Genomic DNA, 17,492 nt, shown 5'->3' with positions numbered 1-17,492 from the left:
GGCCACTCTAACGGTGGCATGACTGTTCCGTCGGCTGATCGGCAGTGTCGCCGACCCTGGTGAGCCAGGACTCCCGCCAGAACGGATAAATCGCGCGCGGACAAAACCATCGACCGTTGACGCTGAGTTCGCCAGAGCAGGCGACACCGTCCAGGATGATGCAGTCTTTGGGGATCTTCAGCATGCGACCCGTTTTCTCATCCACGATCCGCTGAACGGCAGTCTTTACGCGAAACGTGCCGCCGCAATGGGGAAGCATCTCGCGGTCGAAGGAGAGGCCACTACTCTCGCCGCGATGGTCGAGAGTGGCTGCGATTTCCTCCGCGGACCGTACCCGGACCAGTTCGCCAGGCTTCAGGCCGAGCATCTCGCGCTTGGAACCGACCTTACCCGGGCCTTGCAGCGGAAGCGTCTTCATCAGTCCGAAATGATGCAGCATGTCCATTGCCATAGCTCGAACCAAAAGGGCTACAAACCGGATCGGATTGAAGTTGCCGTTCGTCAATTCGCGCCAATACTGTCCAATATCCCGCCGCCTCACGGGCTCGGATGCCTTGAGAGCATCAGTCGATTGGCATCGCCAGACCTGCGCCCCGCTTTCATCCACCGGGATAGCCGGGTGCGTAGCCGCGCCGGCAGTCCGCTCGAGCTCTGCGGAAGCGGCCATCCCGGCGGCCCCAAGACGTGCGGCGTGGTTGTCATCGACTTTGCGGAGCCATTCCTCCTTCCAGTAGACACGGCAACCTGCCTGACACCCGCCATGGCTCGACCCATCGCAGCGCAGATCCTCAAGATAGACGGTCCCGCGCATTCGACGGGAGCCACTTTCGTCAACCATGTTGCAGACTTTGTCGACGCGCCGCGACACCGTAAGGCGTTGACCGATATGCGCCATCATCTCCGGCATGAACAGCGTCCCGTGCAGGGCGCCATCCTTGTCCAGCGTCGCCAGAATCTCGGCCGCAGAGCGCACCTCAACGACATCGCCGGGGCGCAAGGCAGCTCCGTTCGCTGGTTTTTGAGGGAGCATGGTTCTTCATTCCTCTAAGTTGATGATGTCGCCATCGACTTGGAGCCGCTGCGGCTTGAAGTTCGTTTCCAACTTCCGTTTGCCGGTCCAGAGGCACCGAGAGAACATCGTACACAAAGAGACTGCGGCCGATCGCTAGCCAAAAAAGCGAAAGATCTGGCTTCGATAGTGGTAAAGCCGAGCTCTTGTCGGGCGCCCACGCCCGCCGGCAGCCCATGGGCTACCACCTTTGCCAGCGGTTCCGTGATGAGGGCAGGAGGGTTTGGGAACTTGGTTCGAAATCCGTCGAACACCAAGCGCATGGGATGGATCAGCCGGTCTCGCGGCAAGAGTTGAGGCTCTCCAAAGGCATCCAACGAGAGGAACTGCGGCGGTTTCGGCCAACGTGCGTCGACGCAGCCCCGATTCTTTTCGGAGCGCTTAATTTGAGGGTGTCAGCAACACTCCGTTTGCCAGATTGGAATTTTTCTCAAATGCTGGCACGCAGAGGCCGTCGAAAGACGTGTACCCGTAAACCCCCTTGGCAATGCGGTTGCCGATAATGGCGATGTTCGTAATCGGGTACGGCCCACGTCCGTCGCAACGAACGGTGTAACCGCCGCCCGCGAAAATGTTGTTTTCAAGCCTGATATTGTCGACTGGCCCTTCGTTGTTGCCGACTGTAAAGGAAGAATTGTCATTGTCGCCATATACAAAATTGTTTCCTCTCACAACGACATTGCTTGTGCCCGCCGAGATTTGAAAACTGTCCGTGTGAGGGTCTTCACCGTGAGCTTCGCTATCGTGAACATAATTATCTTCGATAACGAAGTGGCTACCCTGAAGATAGATGCCATCCTCAACATTGTGAATATTGCAGCGACGAATGACTCCTCCAGAATTTCCGTCGAACAGTACACCCTTGGTGCTACCTTTCATCCATGTGCTGAATACTTCGCAATCCTCGATCAAAACATCGGACCCCTTAGCGGTCGTGATAATACCGCCCCAGGTGCCCGCATTGACGCGCACGTTTCTCACCGTGACGTTGGAGGCATTGACCAAGATGTAGCCGGTAACGTCCAGCCCGCTGATGACGGCACCCGGGGTGTCGACCTCGACGGGGCCTGACGGCTTCAATTGAACTCCGGTGGCGACGCCTATGTTGGACGATTTTGGCGAGCTACCGTCAGAAACAGCAAGAAGGTAAGCCCGCCTGGTCGAGCTGCATCCGAAGACTTCGCCTTTTCCACTGTCAGCCGTGCACGCCGCTGCCGGAATCTTTGCGGCTATGACCGCGGCGCCGCGTCCTAGGGGTGGCGCTGCCGCATAGCTGACCGTACTGACCATTGCGATGGTGAGCAGGATGAGGCTCATGTTAAAGCTCCCCTTCATTCCATGCGAACCGAGCGTAAGTGGCGAACCATTCTTTCCGAGTAAGAACGCGGGCAAGCAAACCAAAGCCAACTCCGCCGAGATTGTCGCCGCACGAGACCACCTCTCCTTGAGCTGATACGCGACGACGGGCAAAGGCCTTCGACCATATCCTTGCGAGCTGGCAAGCGGCTTATTCTTTTGTGGAACGCAAGTTCAGCACAATGAACAATGAGTATGGCTTCTGGAACCACTCCAAGTTTTTGCCAAGCAAGCATCGAATGCCTCAATTTCCGACCGACCGTGCCCTCCCGGGTGCAATTCACGCTGGAATGACAACCAAAGCGATTGCGACCGCGCTCACGGTCGGCGATAGCTGCGATTGCTGATTGTCAGGTCGTCACGGTGCCCGGCCTCGCCGCGCGGTCCTTACCTTCTCGGAATTTGCGCTTCGCCAAGCGGTTCGGAGGCGCTTGAGCGAATGCCATACGAGAGTGTCGCGGAGGGACATCTTCAATTTACGCACCAGCAGATCGACCTGGCCGCGCAACGTTCTTGGGGTCTCGATCTGGTGAAGTGTTATCGCCGCGTCGCAATACTCCTTCTTGTAATCCTCGTCGCCAAGACCCTGATCGAACTCTTTCATGCCTGCGCCTATCGCCCACTCAATCAAGTAATTGAGCAAGTGGCGACCGGGTGAGAAGCGAACCCATTCGCCCTCTTCGAAGCTCGGCATCATGTAGTAGAATCTACTATCGTCCTTATATCCCCAGTGCACCGCCAGCACGCTGGCGTCCAAATTCAAGGACGAAATATGGACGTGGCCTTGGGGGGCAAGATCGAGCGCGGCCTGGCGAAAAAAGGCGCGATACCCTGGTCGCTCCATTCCGTCGACGCCAGTCGTTTCGATATAGCGCCGTGACTTCTGTCTCATCATCGCGTCGAGCATCTCCTCCCGCTCGGCGGATGTGCTCGCGATCCTGAAGGTGACAGTGCCGCGCTCACCGAGCTTGCGAAGCTTGCGCCGCGTGTCCTGCGCTCGCGGAAGGCGCTTGGCGACAAACTCGTCGACACTGCCGGGCAGGCGCATGACATATCCGCTATGGGGATAGCGCGCCGTGATCAAGGGCATCAACGGATTGTCGATGTCGAACACGCGATCAGGCATCTTCTCGACAACCGCTATGTCGAAAGGTGGGGCAATGCTTGCGATCGCATCCCACAACTTGCCGACGAATGAAGGGCTCCAGTCTTTGACGTGCGGAAACAGGACCGGCGCATTGTAGTCGCTGACGCCGCCGTCCAAGAACGACAGGACCTTCAGGCCGGATCTACGCTTCTCGATGCCAAGCGGGAAAAGCGCGTGAGGGACACCGTCCTGGTCCACGACCGCGACAAACAATGGCTGCGTGCCGCGCGCCAGCCCGATTGTGTCACACCAAACGTTTAGGAAGTCGGCTGTCTGGAAAACGAACGCGCGGGCCGAGCCCCTATTGGCCATGGTGGGCCATATGGCCGCAAAATCCCGGCACAAATCGCTTGCTACGATAACCAGGGAAGAACCCTCGATCGGAGCGCTGCGGATCATCCGAGGCAATCAATGATCGAGTGATGGACTACGCTAGCCTCGTACTTGCGCGACGACCCTACCTCTGGTGAGGCTCCAAGCCTCCATTCCCATGAAAGATTGTCGGGCCCCTGAACGGCTCTCCACAACGTCTCGGCCCCCAACAACCACCGGCAACGCCCTTCGCGCTCCGTCTCACCAACGGATTATCATCATCTATCCACGCCAGTTCGAAGCATACCTGAACAAAAGGCGCACGTTGCTGACCTGTTGGCCGACTCGATGCATACGTCCCCTGATATATGCTCTTTCGTCGACCATTCGGCTGTATGGCGTGCACTGGTCACGTTTCATTCAACGAGGGAAGAATTGCCACAGCAGACCCGGTACAGCCCCCAAAGGCCGCAAAATGATCACTGTCATCATCCCACATCTCGACCAGCACGAAATGCTCAGACGCTGTCTTGCATCCCTGCAGGCTCAGCGGCCGCCGCAGCAGAAAGTCGAGATCATAGTCGTCGACAATGGATCGAGACAGATGCCGACCGACCTTTGCGCCTCCTTTCCCGCTGTCACGCTCCTTCTCGAGCACACACCTGGTCCGGGACCAGCGCGCAACCGCGGCGCAGCCCATGCGAGCGGCGAAACGCTGGCTTTCATTGACGCGGACTGCATCGCCCATCCCGACTGGCTTTACGAAATAGAACGCTGCTTTGCCGAACGAGCCGATATTGGAATCATAGGCGGCGACGTCAGGATTGCGCGCCAGGACTCAAGCAAACTTACGCTGCTCGAAGCCTATGAAAGCGTCTTTGCCTACCGCATGCGCGAATACATCGCCAAGCAGGGGTATACGGGGACGGGCAATCTGGCGATGCGTGCTGGAATTCTGTCTTCAGTTGGACCGTTCGGAGGCATCGAGATCGCGGAGGATCGGGACTGGGGGCAGCGCGCGCTCAGCAAAGGCTTCCGCACGCACTACCGCAAGCAGATGATCGTGTTCCATCCCGCGCGCCGGAATCTCGCTGAGATCGCCGCAAAATGGGATCGGCACGTCGCCCACGATTTTAATCGGGTACGCTCCACACGAGGCTGGCGGCCGCGCTGGATCCTGCGGAGTTTCGCAGTCGCGCTTTCGCCCGCGGCAGAGTTGCTGCGGATCGGCTTTTCCGATCGCATCGAAGGCCCAAGGGCGCGCATGCTTGCGATGTATGGTGTGATCCTGGTTCGCCTTTACCGATGCAAGGTGATGCTGGCTCTTGCATTCGGAGCAGACGCCTCGCGCATCGTCGACAAATGGAATCGCGCCTGAGCGCGCGGGCGGAAAACCGAATCACGGCTTCCTTGGAGCAGTTGGCCTGGCTCGTTGATACGCGGCGATCAGGTTCGGCACTTGATAGCTCCACGCAAGTTCCCGCTGCAAACGATCGCGGCCGTAGTTACCCATAACCTTGCGCTGTTCGGGGCTGCCAAGCAGCCATTCAATCTTGTCGGCAAAGTCGACCGGATCATCCGGACGGGCGTAGAGAGAGGCCGTGCGCGCCGAGAAGCGGCCCTCGGTGACGTCGAATTGCACGATCGGTTTGCTGAAAGCCATGTACTCCAGGATCTTGTTCATGGTGGACTGGTCGTTCATCGGATTGACGCGATCCGGATTGACGCACACATCGGCCGTCGAAAGCACGGTGAAGAGCATGTCGTCGGGGACCCGGCCGGTGAAAGTGACATAGTCATTCAGCCCCAAGCTTTGGCAGTATTCCTTGAGGTTGCCTAGTTGCGGGCCACCGCCGACAAGAACGAACTGGACGTCCTGCCGGCCTCGCTCGTGAACGAGATGGTTGACGCTCCGCAGAAGAAGGTCGATGCCTTCTTGCTCCCCCATCACACCGACATAACCCACAAGAAACTTGCGCCCCTTCTTGAGGCCTGGGTCGGGGCAGTCGGTCTTCAAGCGTGTCAGGTCCGGACCGGACCGCACCACGAACACGTCGCTTTCGCGCTTCCTGCCTCGGGTAAGCGCAATCCTTCTGTAGCTCTCATTGGTCGAAATGACCACGTCGGCGCATTTGAATGTAATCCATTCGAACATGCACAGAAGCCGCCAGAGCCGCCCGCGCTTGCCGAATTTCGCCTCGTAGAGCTCCGGGTTGATGTCGTGATGGTCGAAAATGAAGCGTTTGCCAAGCAACTTGAACGGCAGCGCGACGAGAAATATGAGATCCGGTGGGTTGCAAGCATGAATGGTCTCGAACCCATGCCTGAACAGGATTTTCCATGCCAGGCGGGTCTCGTGCCAGAGCGCCGCGCCGTATTCGAAGAGGAACTCCGATGCGCCTTTCGCTTCGACTGGCAAGTCATGCCTGTAGATGTGGATGCCCTCCAGCGTCTCTTCACGCTCTTCCGCCCCCTTGCCGATAGGGCAAATGATGGAAACCTCGGCGCCCGCGTCACGCAATGCACGCGCTTCCTGCCAAACGCGCCGGTCGAACGGCACCGGTAGGTTTTCGACAATCATCAAGACCTTGCGGGCCGAAAGGCTGCCGGGCCGAGTTTGTTCGGCCCCAATCGAGATGGCGGACATCTCTCTCCCCTAAGCCACGGCACGCATGACGTCGAACGGCAGGTCAGCATCACCCGGCTGAGCAGGCTCTTCCCGGGACGCGGAAGGGGCTAGTAGCCTGTTTGCGCGATCCGACAGCGCGTTGAGGTCGATCACGCTCTGCGCCTTCGAGAAGGAAAGCATGCCGGCTGTGCGGTTTGCGAAAATTACCCGATCATAGCGGCGCGCTTCAGCCTGCTTTTTGCTCACCAGCAAGGTTCCAAACTGCGGGAGCCACGACCAGGCGTAGCCCAGATTGGCGCCGACCAACTTGCCGGCGTCGATGGCCGGATCGAAAATCGACAGTCTGTAGCGTTCCCTCAGCAGGCTACGCGCAAGGTCGATATTGGGGCTTTCTCTCAGGTCATCCGTTCCGGCCTTGAAAGCCAGCCCTGCAAGCAGCACCGATGCTCCCGGCTTCAGACCTTTCGTGGCGAGTTGGAACAAGCAGTATTTATGGGCATCGTTGGAGCGTATGAGCGAGTCGATCAAAGGCGCATTGACGCCGCAGTCCGCCACGATGTTCTGCAATGCACGGACGTCCTTTGGCAGACACGAGCCGCCGAATGCTCCGCCAGGCCTCAGGTAGTACGGGGAAATGTTCAGCTTGGTGTCGGAAACAAAGATCTCGTGCACCTTCGACGGGTCGACGTCGAGTTGAAGGCTGATCCGGCCGATCTCGTTGGCGAACGCGACCTTCATCGCATGCCAGCTGTTGTCGACAAACTTTGTCATCTCGGCTTCCGCGAACCGTGTAACGAAGCGCGGTGCTTCGAGGCCGGCAAAAAGCTCTTCGATGACGGGATTTGGCTCACCGTCCGATGTTCCGATTACGACTTTCGGGGGCCGGAAATAGTCATTGACGGCCGAAGATTCCCTCAGAAATTCCGGACAGTACAAGAGTTCCACGCGGCCCGGCTTGTCGGCGAGAAATCCCGCGAAGATCGGAGCAATCAGGCCTTCCATCGTCCCGGGCCTTACCGTGGAGCGGTAGACCACGCTGAGCGGCTTGGTTCGACCATTTCCTAGGTGAAGCGCTATTTCCTTCGAGACTTCGGTAACAAACCCGAGGTCGTGGGCGCCGTCCGGCCCGCTCGGCGTGCCGACACACACAATTGCGACGTCACAGTCTTCAAGCTTGTCTTCAACGTCGACGAAAGCGGAGATGCGATGGTCTGCCAGCCCGCGCAGCAGCATTTCGCCAAGTCCTGGCTCGATGATCGGCGCAATACCGGAGTTGACGCCGGCGACCTTGCGGGCGTTGACATCGAACCCGAGTACTTCATGGCCCTGGTGTGCCAAACAACACAGGGTGGTAAATCCAACATAGCCGAGTCCGAAGACAGCTACTTTCATGACGCTTTAGCCCCGCAACATTTTTGGGTTGGGCGGAGATCGCCTTTCGCAATCCAAGTGTTTCAACTCCGGGCGATTTGAGGAGCTATCCGTTGAGCGAAGCGACCGCTCCTTTATGGGTAAGATACCCTTTGAGCACGATCGAATGGGGGGTGTTCCCGGTATTGAGATCGCGACCACCCCGGAAAAGTCCGTCGCATAAACGAGCCTGCCCGATCGTGTGATGCCGGGGAGCCGCCAAGTCGGTTGAGGAATGGAGACAACGAGTTCATGATGAGAGGGTTCTGGAAGATATAGAATTTGTATTCTATGCGCCGGGAGCCAGCGAGATCACCATTTCAGGCTATCGGCTGGAGATCGAAAAGAAAAAGGCGGTTATAGGAAACTAGGCGTGGCTGAACCGAGAGAGCGCTTCATCAACTTCCACGGCATAGGCATAGCCCCGCCCGGCATCGAAAAAGCCGAACTGGATTACTGGTGGGACGCGGATCCATTTTTCGCCGCCTTGGACAGAGTTTCTACAGCTTCGAGCGACTACCCCGTCCTCATCACCTTTGACGACGGCAATGAAAGTGACCTCGACATTGCGTTGCCCGCACTTCTCGAAAGGAACCTCACTGCGTCGTTTTTTGTTTGCGCAGGGCGAGTGGGAACCCGCGGGTACCTAAATGCATCGGCAATCAGGCGACTTCTTCAGGAGGGTATGCGGATCGGGAGCCACGGTATGCACCATCTCGACTGGAGCAAGCTCGATGATACTCGGTTGCACATCGAAACAGTGGATGCCAAGCGCAAGCTGGAAGACATCTGCGGTTGCGAGATCGGTGAGGTCAGTATTCCTTTCGGCCGCTATGATCGCCGCGTTCTGAAAAAACTGAAAGCTGAAGGGTACGGCCGCGTCTACACGTCGGGGCGCGGCATCGCTACCCGGGAAGCCTGGTTGAAGCCGCGCAACACGCTGGACCGCTCATGGCAATGGAAGGACATCCCAAAGGACCTAGCGCTCCAGGACTCTTATCTCAGGCGGTTGCGCTCCAGTCTCTCGCATGTTCGCAAGTCTGTTTGGTAGCTCCGGCTGCGCCCTATTATCGTTGCGTCTAGTAAGCATTTAGCCCGCGTAAAACAGCAGACGGTGTTTGCAGGATTATGCGAATGTCCAGCCAGATGCTCCATCTCTCTATATAGAGCATGTCCATCTGGATCCGGTTCGTCATCAGGTCGACTTCCGGCGTTGCGCCGCGGAATCCGCTTACCTGCGCCCAGCCTGTAATGCCCGGCTTCATCTGACGGCGAAAGGCGTAGTTGGCGATCGCCCGACCGAATTCGCTATCGTGCGAAGCCGCATGCGGTCTCGGTCCAACGACCGACATGTCGCCCATGAGGACGTTCAGCAACTGCGGCAGCTCGTCTATGCTGGTTCGGCGAAGCCAACGGCCAAAGGTTGTGGTGCGTTTGTCCTCGGAAGTCGCTTGCCGAATTCCAGGGCCGTCCTCCAGGACATTCATGGTCCTGAACTTGTATATCTTGAAGGCCTTTCCGTTGAAGCCTATGCGGGTCTGCCTGAACAGCACCGGACCGCGCGAGTCGAGCTGGATCATCACGGCAATAAGTGTCATGAGCGGCCAAAGCAGCGCCAAAGCGACCATTGAGATGGCGATGTCCATAAGCCTCTTCGCTGCTCGCTGGACTATAGTGAGCGGTGGATGCTGCAGTTCCACGAGAGCCGACGAGCCGACTATCTGAGCGGGCTGCTTTACAAAATCTGCCAACCAGTCCGGCGCAATAAGCGAGACGGGCAAGGGAAGCTGGCGCAGAAGCGTTAGATGGAGTTTGAGCCGCTGCCAATCTCGAACATCGGCCGCTATGAGTATCTCATCGACATCCGAGTTCTGCGCGATCGCGACTGCCAGTTCGATCCGCTGCCTTATCAGCGCTTCGTCATCCGGTGCCCCGAGGTTCAATCGATATTCGATGTGGATTCCATGCCGCTGCAGTTCAGAGGCCGCGTTGGCATCGGGAGAGGCCCCTTGGTGGATCAACAGCGCTTTGCGGCCTGCCGTGGTTCCTTTCGCAGAATCTCTGCGGACAAACAGCCGCCAGCACACCCGATGAGCCAAAAGCCAGATCAGTCCTTCGAGCGCCAAGGTGACGCCAGTTTCCGGAGCAACCTCCTTGCCCAGGGCAAAGGTGCTCACGCCGAGGAGCGTCACCGTGCATAGCCATAGCGACGTAACGACGTGGAGCCGCATGTTTTCGGAAAGAATTGTCGAAGGCTGGTAGAGGCCGGCCAGCTTCGCCGAGCACACGAATAGCGCGCAGGCGATGGGTGCGATACCCAGTGTGAGCATCGCCACCGATCCTCCATCCCCGCCCGATTGCGCGCACCAGATGGCGCACCCCGCGGTGATGGCCAACGTATCTGCTATGATAGCCAGCGGGGGTACCGACCGGTACGAAACAAGGGAACGTCCGGAAGGGCTGGCTACAAACCCCCTTGCCGTCTCAAAACTAGCGATCGGCGACATATCCATTTTAAATACACCGGACAGTGCTGACAAAAGACAGGCTGCAACGCCCCACTCTTGCACATTATCTGGTTGGTCCGGCGCTGCATAAAACGCCTACAAAAGTGCGCAGGGCGCATCCCAGTTATTCAGAAGGAGTAGTTGGTTAAGACTTGCGCTATTGCGGCGCCACAGCACCCTTGCGGTACCACTGCACGGTTCGACTGAGACCCTCATCGAGCGAGGTTTTAGCCACCCAGCCGAGCCGCGCGAACGCACACTCGGTGTCGGCGATGACCTCGTTTTCAGCCGGCCGGTCGGGAAACGCACCGAAAACAGGAGCGGGCGCGGAGCCAACGATTGCAACAATCCTCTCGACGATTTCGCGAACAGAGACGAGGCGGCCAGATCCGAGGTCGATCGTATTCCCCTCAATCCCCTTTGTCGTCGCCGCCAAAACGAACCCGTCGATCACATCGTTCACATAAATCCAGTCAGCCTTGCGCTTTCCGCTGGTCACCTCGGGTGCGGTTTCGCCAAGGAGCGACTTGATTACGCTCGGGATGAGCTTGGCAGGTGCCTGGCGCGGTCCGTAGACCATGAACGGCTGTAGAATGACCACCGGTGCCTGGAAGAGGGTGTGAAACATGCGTCCGTAACCCGACGCCGCCCATTTCGCCGCTGCGTAGGGTGAATATGGAGTGGGGTGCGCGAGACCCGGCTGGGGCTCGGTAAAGGAGCCGCTTAGGATAATGCGGCCGCTGCCGGCCTCCGTTCCGGCCATCAGCAGGTTGAGCGTGCTGGTCAACAGGCTCTGGTAAGTCGGTACAACCAATTCAAGGTCGGGGCTCGCGCCAACCGCGCCGGCCAAATGATAGATAATGTCCGGTTTCACTGCGGCAACAACGCGACGAGCCGTCGAGAGATCGGCCATGTTGGCTTCCCACCAGATCGGTCCGTGATCGTCTCTCTCTCGTTTGAAACGTGAGGTCGCGTGAACTTCGCAGCCAAGTCCAACGAGCCGTTGGCAAAGGTGAGAGCCAAGAAAGCCACTCCCGCCGGTGATCAGAACCTTGAGGTCTGTGGTCTTTGGATTTTGGTGGACCATCTCGGCCGACCCTCCATCTCCGGCGACTGGGCCATCGCCCTCATCCTTAGTCTTGACCCACAGGTGTCGATGAAACGAAGCGGCCCTGATTTCCGCGCAGGCGCCTAAGCAGCAAATGCCTTGAGTCGGACAGTTGCGCACGTCCGGCCCTGATTGTTTCCTTCGCCCAGAAGCGGCGAAGCGCCATTTCGCATCGACGCACCTGATCCTCGGTAAGCGTTGCTGAACCGACGATATCGCGAAGATCGCGATAGGTGCGGGACGGCCAGGTTCTGAGTTCTTCGCTACAGGTGGGATCAAGGCGCCGGCGGAATGCAACTCGGTCCAGGCCGCGACGCGGCTTCTGGGTACGGTTCGCGAGCCGATCGGGGATGTGAATGATCGGCCCTGCCAGCGCTAGTTCCGCGCATATGAGCCAGTCTGTCTGCTCGGAGCGGCGAAGCATGCGTGTTTCCAGGAGCCGGGAGCGTCGATACATGCCGTAGATCGGGTCATACTTGGCGTCGCCGGCATGGTAAAACCACAACATCCTTTCAAACCGCCGGGCTGCGTCGCCCGAGCTTGGGAACTCGCCCCGATAGTCCTCCCATCTCACCGCCCCCTCGGGCGAGTAAATGGTGAAGCCGGTGGTCAGGCCAATCGCGTCAGATCGGTCTTCAAGCGTCTTCACGCATGTGGAGAGACAGCCCGGCTCGAGCCAGTCATCGGCGCTGACCCAGCGGAAGAATGTGCCACGCGCCAGGCGCAGCACCCGGTTCATGTTCTCGATGACGCCAACGTTGAAGGGGTTGACGTTCAGCCGGATACGTCGATCGACCCGGGCATAGGTTGCAATTGTTTCTGTCACCCCGTCGTCAGATGCATTGTCGGAAACGATAAGTTCGAAATCCTCGAAATCCTGGCGGATGATGGATTCTATGCAATTTTCCACCCACCCTTTTCCATTGCGGACAGCGAGGCCGATGCTCAGCCGTGGAACACTTTCGCTCATCTGCTTGCTCCAAGATTGGCGGCTGTATCGGCAATTCGATCTGGCGATGCAGGCTTCAGCGCCGACAGGACATCCAGGTAAAACTGCTTTTGCCCCAGGACGAACACGAGCAGACAGACGTACACCGTCCCCATGACGATCCCGCCGACTAGAAGCCGAAGGAGCGGCGTGAGCGACGGCTCAAGATAGAACGCCGCCTCCAGTCCCGCGCCGGTCGCCACGATACTGGCCAGCAGTGGCCGCCAGACCGCAGCAAAGAGATCGAAGGGCGACAGAAGCGTCCCCTTCGCGCACCAGAAGACATGCGGTACCACCCACACGGTCATAGCCGCAGAAACGGCGAGCGCCACACCGTTGGCTCCGTAGGGAAGACCTATGATGACTGCCAGGCAAACCAGCACGGCGATGGCGTATGCCATCTTTAGGCTGCGTCCCTGGAGACCCGTCGACTGGAGGAACCATCCCGTTGGATTGATGATCCCGAAAACCAGGATCGTCGGGGCGAGCAAGCGGAAGATCGGCGTCACAGCGTGCCACTTGTGTCCAAGGACAACGGTAATGATCTCGTCCGCGAAGGTTGCGCAGAACATTGTCGTTGGAAGTGTAAGACTGTTGACGAGCGTATATCCCTTGAGGAAATACGCTCTGCAGCGCACGGGATCGCCCTGTAGCCTGGACAAGGCGGAAAAGGCCACTCCACCGACTGCCGACAGCAACGTCGTGTTCGGTATATTGATGAGCTGATAGCCTCGTCCATAGATGCCCAGGGCGTCTGCCCCCAGATAGCGCCCGATCATCAGCTTGTCGAAATTATAGGCCAGATGGACGACCAGATTATTGAACGTGATCGTAGCCCCGAACCTTAGCATGGACCGCACATCGGAGAGCCTTCCGGGCTTTCCCGGACGCCAGGAAGTCGAGAGCCACATAAGAAGGGTCATCGTCGCTGGCTGAATGAGTGCGGACCCAACCAGCGCCCAATAGCCAAAGCCGCAAAAGGCCATTCCAAGCCCGGTCGCAACGCCGGCTAGCTGGGCAACTGTCTCTATGACAGACAGAACCCCATAGCGCAGCGAGCGTTGAAGAAGTGCAAGATGCTGCACTCCGGAGGCATTGAACAAGAAACCGGCTGCCAGCGCGGCAGTCACCGAAAGGAGGCGAGGCTCTTGGTAGAAAACAACCAGGAAAGGCGCGATGATGACACAGAGCACACCAAGGGCGACGCCGACTTCCACATTGACCCAAAAAAGGGTCGATACATATTCATCGCTGATATCGGCTTTTTGAACCGTCGCCGCCGAGAGTCCAGCGGTGGCGAAAAGGTCGAAGAAGCCGGTAACCACCGTCACCATGGCGACCAGTCCGAAATCCGTCGGCTCCAGGAGGCGTGCCATCACGGCGACAAAGCCGAGCCGCAGGACAAAGGAAACCCCTTGCCCGCAAAGCTTGGCAAACGCGCCCCGCAGCGATTTTCCCTTCAGCTCCTCCAGCTTCGAACTCCTTGCAAGAAGACGACGTACGATCCGAGACTTGTGACGGTGCCACAGTCGAGTTACCGGGCGGCGTGAGCCTACCGCCAAGACCCTGCCAGCTTATGGCTCGCGCGGGCACCTCTCCACACCGCAGGTGGCCTATATCAATTGTGATTAGCCAGTGCCCGTTTGAATTAGTTCCGAAGAGCCAGGGATGCGGCCCGAGTGGCGTCGAGGTATCTGGGCGTTGCTCGGTCCCGGTGAAGTGCTGGACACGATCCGGTTTCTTTGCCTGATAAATCCTGCAGCTGACCAGAACGGCGAGCACAGGACGTCGACTCGTCGTCAATGTACGGAAGTTTGCGGGCATGGCCGACAGATCTAAACCCTTCATCCGATTGGGTCACTCGCCTTGAGACAAAATCATGCGAAGGTCGAAACAGCACCATGCATTCTGCAGGAGGAACAATGCGAGTTCTGGTCACGGGCCATCAAGGCTATATCGGCTCTGTGATGGTGCCCATGCTGATCGCTGCAGGGCACGACGTCATAGGTTACGATGCCAATCTGTACGAGCGTTGCACCTTTGCCCCCGCGGGCAAGCTCACCAATGTTCCGAGCATATGCAAGGACGTCCGCGACGCGAGCCGAGAGGACTTCGTCAATGTCGAGGCCGTCATCCACCTTGCAGCACTTTCCAACGACCCGCTGGGCAACCTCAACCCCGACATCACCTTCGCGATCAATCATCGGGCAAGCGTTCAAGTCGCGCATGTCGCCAAGGCAGCGGGAGTGCGGCGCTTCCTGTTCGCCTCCTCATGCAGCAATTATGGGGTTTCCGAGAACGACCTGATAGATGAGACCGGCGAACTCAATCCGGTCACAGCCTATGGAAAATCCAAGGTTCTGGCGGAACGAGGCATTTCGGCGCTGGCCGACGCCGATTTCTGCCCGGTCTACTTCCGGCCGGCGACTGCCTATGGCGTTTCGCCGCGCATACGTTTCGACATTGTGCTCAACAATCTGATGGCGTGGGCCATTTCGGAAAAGCTGCTCTATCTCAAATCGGATGGAACGCCCTGGCGACCGCTCGTGCATGTCGAGGATATATGCCGAGCCTTCATCGCAGGTCTTGCGGCACCGACCGAAGCGGTCTGGAACCAAGCGTTCAATGTCGGATCCACGGAGCATAACTACCGGATCCGTGACATCGCGGACATCGTCACCGAAGTCGTCCCAGGCTGCCAACTCACCTTCGCTAGCGATGCTGGACCGGACAAGCGCTCGTATCGTGTCGACTTCAGCAAGCTTGCTCGCGTGCTGCCTGACGCAATCCCTCGCCACAACGCCCGAAGCGGGGCGGAGCAACTTCTCAGCGTGCTCAAGTCATCACGACTGACGCCCGGTGAGTTCGAGGGGCCACGCTATCAGCGGATCGCTCATATCAAGCACCTGATGGCGACCGGCGTTCTCGCCGACGATCTTCGCCGCGAGGTGCACGGCCGGGCAAAAATTCCGGCCGCGATGCTGCAGTAACGATGGCGATATGGATGACGGCGCTCAACAGCTGAATACGTCTGCCCGATTGGGCGAGGAGATTTACGAACTTGCCGTAGAACTTTTCCCGATAGCGCGCAGCATCACTGGTGCCGGCGTTCGCGATACGCTGCGCGTTTTGTCACGCCATCTGCCGATCGAGGTGCATGAGGTTGCGACGGAAACGCCCGTCTTCGATTGGGTGATACCAAAAGAATGGATTATCCGCGAGGCCTACATCGAGAACGAACTCGGCAACCGAATCGTCGATTTCCGGCATTCCAATCTCCATGTCCTGAATTACAGCGTTCCGGTCGACAAGATGGTGAGCCTCGCCGATTTGAAGGAACATGTCTTCACGATACCGGAGCAGCCCGACCTTATTCCCTACCGCACCTCCTATTATTCGGAACGGTGGGGATTCTGCATGCCGCACAATCTCCTGATGTCACTTCCAGAAGGTCGCTACCGGGTTCACATCGATAGCGAACTTAGGCAAGGCGCGCTGACGTACGGTGAATACCTCCATAAGGGCACGAGTGACCGCGAGTTCCTGCTGACCACCCATATCTGCCACCCCTCCATGGCGAACGACAATTGCTCGGGCCTGGCTTTGCTGACGGTCCTGGCGGAAGAGCTCCGCGCGCGTCAGACACGCTATAGCTATCGCTTCCTCTTCATTCCCGGAACTATTGGCTCCCTGGCATGGCTCGCAGCCAATGAGGATAAAATCCCACAAATCGACCACGGTCTCGTGGTCTCTTGCGTCGGCGACAGCCAGGGCCCTACGTACAAACGCAGCCGCCGCGGTGATGCCTTCATCGACCGGGCGATGGCACACGTCCTTTCCCACCTTCCTGGGCAATCGGCTAACGTGGTGGATTTTAGTCCGTACGGCTACGACGAGCGCCAGTTCTGCTCGCCCGGCTTCAACATGCCTGTCGGCTTGTTCCAACGCGGTGCCCACGGCACCTTTCCGCAATATCACACCTCCGCCGACGATGTTGATTTCATTCGTGCGGAGCATTTGGCCCATTCATACGATATACTTACGGACGTAATCGACGTCGTCGAGGAAGACTGGGTCCCTCTCAACCTCAGCCCGAAGGGCGAGCCCCAGCTTGGCAGGCGCGGCTTATACGCGGCGCTTGGAGGTCTTCAAGCTTCCAGTCATGGGGCGATGCCAATGCTATGGGTTCTCAATCTAGCGGACGGCAGTAATTCGTTGCTAGCTATGGCCGAGCGGTCCGGACTTTCCTTCGCCGATGTCGCCGAGGCTGCCCGGCTTTTGCGCGAACACGGGCTGTTGTCAGCTCAGTAGCTCAGCATGGCGCGCCTCGGCTGCGAGCAGCGGCCAATGCCTATCGCGATCGGACAATATGCTGGGTGAAGCAGGCCAGTCGATCGCCAGGCATGGGTCATCGAATCGTAAGCCGCACGCCGCCCCCGGCGCATAGAACTCGGAAATCATGTAACTCACCGTCGAGTCGGGCCCGAGCGTCTGAAAGCCATGGGCGAACCCGCTGGGGATGTAGAGCAAGCGGCGGTTACTAGCCGTCAACTCAAATCCCTCCCATTTCAGGTAGCTTGGCGATTGCGGACGCAGATCCACAATGACGTCGTAAACAGCTCCTGCAATACAACTGACCAGTTTTACCTCTGCATGGGGCGGATTCTGGAAGTGCATGCCGCGCAGCGTATGCTTGTGCTGCGAATAGGACATGCTGTGCTGGACGAAGCTGGTGTTCAATCCTTGGTCGGCAAACTCAGAAACGCAAAAAGTACGGGTAAAAAACCCACGCTGATCCCAGATGGGTTCCGGTTCGACCAACATTGGCCCGCCGAGCGAAGACGGATGAAAACGCACGCGAAGCTCCTATCGACGATCCTCAGCCTACATTGCCGGCGGTGCATCGCAGCAAAAGCTATCTTGCTGTGGTTCTACACCAACTGCCGTTCACTCAAAGAATAAACGA

The 17,492-nt window shown here is 58.3% G+C and carries 14 protein-coding genes; 4 read left to right on the top strand and 10 right to left on the bottom strand.

Features of this window, described 5'->3' with window-relative positions; all coding sequences use genetic code 11:
- Positions 1-7: 7 nt before the first annotated feature.
- The 3 genes from YU3_RS35755 to YU3_RS0100295 all read right to left on the bottom strand — a co-directional run bounded on the left by YU3_RS35755 (position 8) and on the right by YU3_RS0100295 (position 3,971).
- Complete coding sequence (locus YU3_RS35755) at positions 8-1,030, bottom strand: hypothetical protein (protein WP_051333794.1); 1,023 nt, start codon at positions 1,028-1,030, stop codon at positions 8-10.
- 420 nt (positions 1,031-1,450) lie between these two features.
- Positions 1,451-2,386: a right-handed parallel beta-helix repeat-containing protein gene (locus YU3_RS0100300; RefSeq protein ID WP_198021620.1), complete on the bottom strand. Its 936-nt coding sequence runs from the start codon at positions 2,384-2,386 to the stop codon at positions 1,451-1,453.
- Positions 2,387-2,783: 397 nt separating this feature from the next.
- Positions 2,784-3,971 carry a GNAT family N-acetyltransferase gene (locus YU3_RS0100295; protein ID WP_027164348.1) on the bottom strand — a complete coding sequence of 396 codons (1,188 nt, stop codon included), beginning with the start codon at positions 3,969-3,971 and terminating at the stop codon, positions 2,784-2,786.
- Positions 3,972-4,359: 388 nt separating this feature from the next.
- Between YU3_RS0100295 and YU3_RS0100290 the strand changes: the two genes are divergently transcribed.
- Entirely contained in the window at positions 4,360-5,262 is a 903-nt protein-coding gene (locus YU3_RS0100290) for a glycosyltransferase family 2 protein (RefSeq protein WP_027164347.1), read from the top strand.
- Positions 5,263-5,283: 21 nt separating this feature from the next.
- Here the strand turns inward: YU3_RS0100290 and YU3_RS0100285 are convergent, their stop codons facing one another.
- Together YU3_RS0100285 and YU3_RS35750 are read right to left on the bottom strand one after the other, a co-directional pair.
- On the bottom strand, positions 5,284-6,531 hold the full coding sequence (locus tag YU3_RS0100285) for a glycosyltransferase family 4 protein (protein WP_051333793.1): 1,248 nt from the start codon (positions 6,529-6,531) through the stop codon (positions 5,284-5,286).
- A gap of 9 nt (positions 6,532-6,540) precedes the next feature.
- Positions 6,541-7,905, bottom strand: a complete 1,365-nt coding sequence (locus tag YU3_RS35750) for a nucleotide sugar dehydrogenase (protein WP_084507875.1) — start codon at positions 7,903-7,905, stop codon at positions 6,541-6,543.
- Positions 7,906-8,296: 391 nt separating this feature from the next.
- Between YU3_RS35750 and YU3_RS0100275 the strand changes: the two genes are divergently transcribed.
- Positions 8,297-8,974, top strand: a complete 678-nt coding sequence (locus tag YU3_RS0100275; protein WP_027164345.1) for a polysaccharide deacetylase family protein — start codon at positions 8,297-8,299, stop codon at positions 8,972-8,974.
- A gap of 28 nt (positions 8,975-9,002) precedes the next feature.
- On the opposite strand, the gene YU3_RS0100270 is transcribed toward YU3_RS0100275, so the two are convergent.
- From YU3_RS0100270 to YU3_RS35735, 4 genes are all read right to left on the bottom strand, one after another.
- Positions 9,003-10,430 (bottom strand): exopolysaccharide biosynthesis polyprenyl glycosylphosphotransferase, encoded by a 1,428-nt coding sequence (locus YU3_RS0100270; protein WP_245273403.1) that lies wholly within the window; start codon positions 10,428-10,430, stop codon positions 9,003-9,005.
- 157 nt (positions 10,431-10,587) lie between these two features.
- Positions 10,588-11,517 carry an NAD-dependent epimerase/dehydratase family protein gene (locus YU3_RS35745; protein WP_036257574.1) on the bottom strand — a complete coding sequence of 310 codons (930 nt, stop codon included), beginning with the start codon at positions 11,515-11,517 and terminating at the stop codon, positions 10,588-10,590.
- A 46-nt stretch (positions 11,518-11,563) separates the two neighbouring features.
- Positions 11,564-12,508 (bottom strand): glycosyltransferase family A protein, encoded by a 945-nt coding sequence (locus tag YU3_RS38535; protein WP_051333791.1) that lies wholly within the window; start codon positions 12,506-12,508, stop codon positions 11,564-11,566.
- A complete protein-coding gene (locus YU3_RS35735; RefSeq protein ID WP_245273380.1) occupies positions 12,505-14,088 on the bottom strand; it encodes a lipopolysaccharide biosynthesis protein in 1,584 nt (527 codons plus the stop codon). Before YU3_RS35735 ends, YU3_RS38535 begins: the two co-directional genes overlap by 4 nt.
- Before the next feature lie 360 nt (positions 14,089-14,448).
- On the opposite strand from YU3_RS35735, the gene YU3_RS35730 reads away from it, so the two are divergent.
- Positions 14,449-15,516 (top strand): SDR family oxidoreductase, encoded by a 1,068-nt coding sequence (locus YU3_RS35730; RefSeq protein WP_051333789.1) that lies wholly within the window; start codon positions 14,449-14,451, stop codon positions 15,514-15,516.
- Positions 15,517-15,526: 10 nt separating this feature from the next.
- The gene (locus YU3_RS0100245) at positions 15,527-16,837 is read left to right on the top strand and encodes a DUF4910 domain-containing protein (protein WP_051333788.1); all 1,311 of its coding nucleotides are present in this window, start codon (positions 15,527-15,529) and stop codon (positions 16,835-16,837) included.
- On the opposite strand, the gene rfbC is transcribed toward YU3_RS0100245, so the two are convergent.
- Complete coding sequence (gene rfbC / locus YU3_RS0100240; RefSeq protein WP_027164342.1) at positions 16,826-17,383, bottom strand: dTDP-4-dehydrorhamnose 3,5-epimerase; 558 nt, start codon at positions 17,381-17,383, stop codon at positions 16,826-16,828. The two genes, YU3_RS0100245 and rfbC, sit on opposite strands and share 12 nt — an antisense overlap.
- Positions 17,384-17,492 lie beyond the last annotated feature (109 nt).

The sequence above is a fragment of the Mesorhizobium sp. WSM3224 genome, assembly GCF_000427725.1.
GTDB lineage: Bacteria > Pseudomonadota > Alphaproteobacteria > Rhizobiales > Rhizobiaceae > Mesorhizobium.
This window is presented reverse-complemented; position numbering and strand designations above follow the sequence as displayed.

Bases quoted from the DNA above. Each gene is read 5' to 3' on its own strand.
- YU3_RS0100290 (WP_027164347.1), top strand. From the start codon at position 4,360: ATGATCACTGTCATCATCCCACATCTCGACCAGCACGAAATGCTCAGA.
- YU3_RS0100270 (WP_245273403.1), bottom strand. From the start codon at position 10,430: ATGTCGCCGATCGCTAGTTTTGAGACGGCAAGGGGGTTTGTAGCCAGC.
- YU3_RS35745 (WP_036257574.1), bottom strand. From the start codon at position 11,517: ATGGTCCACCAAAATCCAAAGACCACAGACCTCAAGGTTCTGATCACC.
- YU3_RS35750 (WP_084507875.1), bottom strand. From the start codon at position 7,905: ATGAAAGTAGCTGTCTTCGGACTCGGCTATGTTGGATTTACCACCCTG.
- YU3_RS38535 (WP_051333791.1), bottom strand. From the start codon at position 12,508: ATGAGCGAAAGTGTTCCACGGCTGAGCATCGGCCTCGCTGTCCGCAAT.
- YU3_RS0100295 (WP_027164348.1), bottom strand. From the start codon at position 3,971: ATGATCCGCAGCGCTCCGATCGAGGGTTCTTCCCTGGTTATCGTAGCA.
- YU3_RS0100285 (WP_051333793.1), bottom strand. From the start codon at position 6,531: ATGTCCGCCATCTCGATTGGGGCCGAACAAACTCGGCCCGGCAGCCTT.
- YU3_RS0100300 (WP_198021620.1), bottom strand. From the start codon at position 2,386: ATGAGCCTCATCCTGCTCACCATCGCAATGGTCAGTACGGTCAGCTAT.
- YU3_RS0100245 (WP_051333788.1), top strand. From the start codon at position 15,527: ATGGATGACGGCGCTCAACAGCTGAATACGTCTGCCCGATTGGGCGAG.
- YU3_RS35730 (WP_051333789.1), top strand. From the start codon at position 14,449: ATGCGAGTTCTGGTCACGGGCCATCAAGGCTATATCGGCTCTGTGATG.
- YU3_RS35755 (WP_051333794.1), bottom strand. From the start codon at position 1,030: ATGCTCCCTCAAAAACCAGCGAACGGAGCTGCCTTGCGCCCCGGCGAT.